We start from the raw sequence: 5,482 nt of genomic DNA on the forward strand, positions 1-5,482 counted from the left end.
ACGGTTCGTTTCGAGGAGACCGTCGGCGGTCTTCTCGCGGAGGGGGACGCTGTCTTCATCGAGGTATCCGCTCACCCGGTGCTGACCATCGGGCTCCAGGAGATCGCCGAGGCCCGAGGCGCGGAACAGAGCGTGGTGAGCGGCACCCTGCGCCGCAACGAGGGAGGCCCGCAGCGCTTCCTGACCTCCCTCGCCGAGGTGTACGTCCAGGGCGTGGCCGTCGACTGGACCAAGGCGTTCGACGGGGCTGGGGCCGCGCGGGTGGATCTGCCGACGTACGCCTTCCAGCGCCGGCGCTACTGGCTGAACGCCTCGCTCGGGGCCGCCGGCACCGGCGCGGTGACCGGCCTCGGGCTCGGCTCCGCCGAGCACCCGCTGCTCGGCGCGGCCGTCGAGCTCGCGGGTTCCGACGGCGTACTGCTGACCGGGCGGCTGTCGCTGCGCTCCCACCCCTGGCTCGCCGATCACGCGGTGGGCGGCACCGTGCTGCTGCCCGGCACCGCGTTCGTGGAACTCGCGGTCCGCGCGGGCGACGAGGTCGGCTACGACCTGGTGGAGGAGCTGACCCTCCAGGCGCCGCTGATCTTCCCGGACCGCGGCGGTGTACAGCTCCAGCTCACCGTCGAGGAGCCGGACCGTACGGGCAGGCGCGCGCTGAGCGTCTACTCACGGCGGGACGGCGACTACGGTTCGGACTCCTGGACGTGCCACGCGACGGGCGTCCTCGCCGTCGCCGACCAGTCCGCCGCCGCGCGACGGAACACGACGGTCGACCTGGCCAGCGTGTGGCCGCCGGTGGACGCGGTCCCGATCCAGGTCGAGGACCTGTACGAGAACTTCGCCGCCACCGGCTACGACTACGGGCCGGCCTTCCGGGGCGTACGGGCCGCGTGGCGGCGCGGGGACGAGATCTTCACCGAGGTCGTGCTCGACGAGGAGCACCACGCGGAGGCCGGCCGCTTCGGCGTCCACCCCGCGCTGCTCGACGCGTCGCTGCACGGGATGCGCCTGGGCGCGTTCTTCTCCGACAACGACCGGGTGAGCCTGCCGTTCTCGTGGAGCGGTGTGACCCTGCACGCCGCGGGAGCGGTGGTGCTGCGGGTCGCCCTCAGCCCCACCGAAGAAGGCCACGACACTGTGGCCATCACGGTGGCCGACGGTACGGGCGCGCCGGTCGCGACGGTCGAATCGCTCGTGCTGCGGCCGGTGGACCCGACCCAGTTGGGGCGCTCCCGCGACGGTCTGCGCGACGCGCTGTTCAGCGTCGAGTGGGTCGAGGGCGCGGAGACCCCTCGCCCGGAGGCGGCGCCGGCGGAGTCCACCGCGCCCGGGTCGTGGGTCATCGTCGGCAGCGACGAGTTCCGGGCGCGCTCCGCACTGATGGCCGCGGGGAAGTACGTCGAGGCCTACCCGGACCTGGCGGCGCTGAGCGCGGCCCTCGACACGGGTGCCGTCACGCCCGAGGTGGTGCTGGTCACCGCCCAGCCCGCGACGACCGGCCCGCTGACCCCCCAGGACGCGGCGGAAGCGGCTCACGAGACGGTCCTCTCGGCCCTTCGATCGGTCCAGGCGTGGCTCGCGGACGACAGGTTCGAGGAGTCCCGACTGGTCTTCCTCACCCGTGGCGCGGTCGCCGCCGAACTCACTAAGGGCACGCTCTGCCCGGCCGCCGGCGCCGTATGGGGCCTGATCCGCTCCGCGGAGACGGAGAGCCCGGGCAGGTTCGTCCTCCTGGACATCGACGACAGCCGCGCCTCCTGGCGCTCGGTGACGAAGGCACTGGCCTCGTACGAGCCGCAGCTCGTCCTGCGCAAGGGCAAGGCCCGCGTGCCGCGGCTGACCCGTAAGCCGGTGCCGCCGGCCGGCGAGGGCGCACCCGTGCTCGACCCGAACGGAACGGTGCTGGTCACCGGCGGTACCGGGCTGCTCGGCAGCCTGGTCGCCGACCGACTGGTGACCGAGCACGGCGTACGCAACCTCCTGCTCACCAGCCGCCAGGGGCCCGAGGCCCCTGGCGCGGCGGAGCTGGCGACGCGGCTGACCGAACGGGGCGCGCACGTCACCGTGGCCGCGTGCGACGTGGCCGACCGGGACGCCCTGGCGTGGCTGCTGGACTCGGTCCCCGCGGAGCACCCGCTGACCGCGGTCGTGCACACCGCTGGAGTCCTGGACGACGGCATCGTCCCCTCGCTGACCGAGGACCGGGTTCGGGCGGTGCTGCGCCCCAAGGTCGACGCGGCGCTCAACCTGCACGAGCTGACACAGGACCTGGACCTTTCGGCCTTCATTCTGTTCTCCTCCATCTCGGGCACCCTGGGCGGCGCGGGACAGGCCAACTACGCGGCCGCCAACGCCTTCCTGGACACGCTGGCCCAGGAGCGGCGGGCACGTGGTGGGCACGCCGTGTCGATGGCGTGGGGCCTATGGGCCGAGCGCAGCAGCATGACCGGCCACCTGGACCAGGCGGGAACGGCGCGTATGACCCGGTCGAGCCTGACCGAACTCACGTCGGCCGAGGGCATGGAGCTCTTCGACGCCGCCTGGCACCTGAGCAACGACGAGGCGTTCGTCGTGCCCGCCCGGCTCAACCACGCCGAGCTCAAGGAGCGGGCCAAGGCCGGGACCACACCGCCCCTGCTGCGCGGCATCGTGCGCACCGCGACACGCCGGACCGCCGAGTCCTCGGCCGAGGAAGTCGCCACGCTCAAGACGCGGTTGGCGGAACTGACCGACACCGAGCGGGAGGAAGTCCTCCTCGACCTGGTGCGCCAGTACGTCGCCGACGCCCTCGGTTACGGGTCGGCCGACCGGATCGCGCCGGAACAGGCCTTCAAGGACCTGGGCTTCGACTCGCTGTCGGCGCTCGACGTCCGCAACCGGCTCAACGCCGCCACGGACCTGCGGCTGCGGCCCACGCTCGTATTCGACTTCAGCACAGCGGGCCAAATCGCCCGGTACCTCAAGAAGGAAATCCTCGACAGCTGAATCTTTGGTCGAGGACACGAAAGGGAACGTGCAGTGAGAGTAGAAGACGTCTACATCAGCTCTGTCGGTGTGCACCTGCCCGAGTGGGTCAGCAGCGAGCAGGCGATCGCGGAGGGCATGTACGACGAAGATGTGTACAAGGCCAGCGGCCTGACCGGCACCCACGTGGCCGGTGACGTACCGGCGGTCGACATGGCCGTCAGCGCGGCGCGCAGCGCCATCGAGCGCGCCGGGGTGGAAGCCGAGTCGATCGACTCCCACATTCACAGCAGCGTCTACTACCAGGGCCCGGACGGCGCGTACCCGCCTGGTTACATCCTGCGGGAGCTGGGCGCGGGCAACATACCCGCCCTCGACATCCACCAGGGCTGCAACGGCATGCTCGCGGCGCTGGACACCGCTGTCGGCCAGATCACCGGCACCGCGAAGCTGGAGACGGTGCTGCTGACCACGGCCCAGAACTTCAGCACCCCCACGATCAACCGCTGGAAGGACTTCGGCACCACCTACATCCTCTCCGACGGCGCCGCGGCCGCCATCGTCAGCGCCGACAGCGGCTTCGCCGAGATCCGCGCGCTCAACACCGGCACGCTGCACAAGCTGGAGAAGTGGCACCGCGGCGAGGAGTCACTGCTGCCGCCGCAGACCAAGGCCTACGAGGAACTCAGCGTCGGCGAGCGGGCGATCCAGTTCAACGAGAACGACATGCCGCTCACCGAGATCCTGGAGAGCCTGTCCGCGTTCGACCTGGACATCCTCTTCCGCTCGCTGGTCGATGCCGACGTCAACGCCTCCGACATCGCCAAGGTCATCGCGATCAACCTCGACGGCCGCATGATCGACCAGGCGCTGATGCAGCCGCTCGGCCTGCCGATGGAGCGCTCCAGCTGGGAGTTCGGCAAGTCCGTCGGCCACGCGGGCGCCGCCGACCTGATCATCTCGCTCGAGCACAGCGTGCGCACCGGCGAGCTCTCCCCGGGCGACCACGTGCTCCTCACCTCCCAGGGCCCGGGATGGATCTGCTCGTCCGCCGTGCTCAAGATCACGGATGTGCCCAACTGGGCCAGCTGAGGCCTGCACCAGCCGACGCCGAGCGTCGGCCGAGAGAGGAAGTTGAAACACAGTGACCGGAGCATCCAGTGCCTGGGTCCGACAGTTCCACCCGGCCCCCGAGGCCGCGACGCGGCTCGTCTGCTTCCCCCACGCCGGGGGATCGGCGCCGTTCTACCATCCGGTCTCGCAGCGGCTGTCGCCGGCAGTGGACGTGCTGGCCATCCAGTACCCCGGACGGCAGGACCGGCGGCACGAGCCATGTGTCGAGACGGTCGAGGACCTGGCCGAGCAGTTGGTCGACGAACTGCGCCCGTGGCTCGACAAGCCGGTGACGCTCTTCGGACACAGCATGGGTGCCTCGGTCGCCTTCGAGGTGGCGCGCCGCCTGGAAGCCGCGGGTACGGTGCCGCTCGGCCTGTTCGCCTCGGGCCGCCGCGCACCGTCGCGCCACCGCGACGAACGCGTCCACGAGTCGGATGACGACGGCCTGATCGCCGAGATGAAGCGGCTGAGCGGCACCGACGCGGCGGTGCTCGGAGACGAGGAGCTGCTGCGCATGGTGCTGCCCGCCATCCGCGCCGACTACCGCGCCGCCGAGCTCTACCGCTACGCGCCGGGTCCGCGGCTGAACTGCCCGATCTACGCGCTGGTGGGTGAGGACGACCCCAAGGTGACGGTCGACGAGGCCACGTCCTGGGCCGACCACACCAACGGGCCGTTCGACATCAAGGTGTTCAAGGGCGGTCACTTCTACATCAATGCGAGTGCCTCGGCGGTGATGGACGCGATCGAGGCGCACATCGCGGGAGCCGCCCCGGTGGGCTGACCCAGCGCCGGGGAGGCAACGGACGGGGAAGGCAGCTCCTTGTTGGCCGGCAGAACACCTGACGCTAAATCAGCCGGGTGACAAGGGGCTGTCTTTGCCGGCGTGAGGGGAACCGCTGAACCGGTGCAACCTGTCCGAGTCACCGAAAGCAATAAGGCCAAACGGCCCAACTCCCCATGTTCCTACCGCTTGTGAGTGATGTCACAGCAGGTGGTCAAAGAGTGAGGCGGGAGGGCGATGATCACCCTAGGTGAGGGTACTCCGAGGCGCGGCGGTGATCTTGTGGCTCGCTGCCGCACCTCACTCCGAGTGCTGGTTACCGTCTGTGATTCCCGTTGCCATGTGTGACTCAAAGGCCTCCGGCCACACCGTTTCCCCCGCCCTTGGTCAGGCTTGACAGGGTGCCAGGGGTGCGATTTAGCTGTGTGTGACGCTAAAAGATAGAAGTAGCGTCCTTTAATAAAGATTTTACGAAGAGTTATTCGCCTTGGGTGTGCGGGTGAATGGCGACACGTTTTTACACCTTTTTTCGACCGAGCGGGGGCCGTCGATCGTGTTGTCGGATGCTGGTTTGGTGCGGGATGACGCGGTGGCTGTTGTTGGTGTGTCGTGTCGTTT

At 69.7% G+C, this 5,482-nt stretch carries 3 protein-coding genes; all 3 read left to right on the forward strand.

Annotated elements, in window-relative coordinates:
• The coding region (locus ACZ5GP_RS33885; RefSeq protein ID WP_468754510.1) for a type I polyketide synthase at nt 1-2,985 on the forward strand (2,985 nt) is incomplete at its 5' end.
• A 33-nt stretch (nt 2,986-3,018) separates the two neighbouring features.
• The gene (locus ACZ5GP_RS33890) at nt 3,019-4,056 is read left to right on the forward strand and encodes a ketoacyl-ACP synthase III family protein (RefSeq protein ID WP_468754511.1); all 1,038 of its coding nucleotides are present in this window, start codon (nt 3,019-3,021) and stop codon (nt 4,054-4,056) included.
• A gap of 52 nt (nt 4,057-4,108) precedes the next feature.
• Nucleotides 4,109-4,864 carry a thioesterase II family protein gene (locus ACZ5GP_RS33895; RefSeq protein ID WP_468754512.1) on the forward strand — a complete coding sequence of 252 codons (756 nt, stop codon included), beginning with the start codon at nt 4,109-4,111 and terminating at the stop codon, nt 4,862-4,864.
• Nucleotides 4,865-5,482: the final 618 nt, after the last annotated feature.

This window comes from Streptomyces sp. NPDC031466, assembly GCF_055581265.1.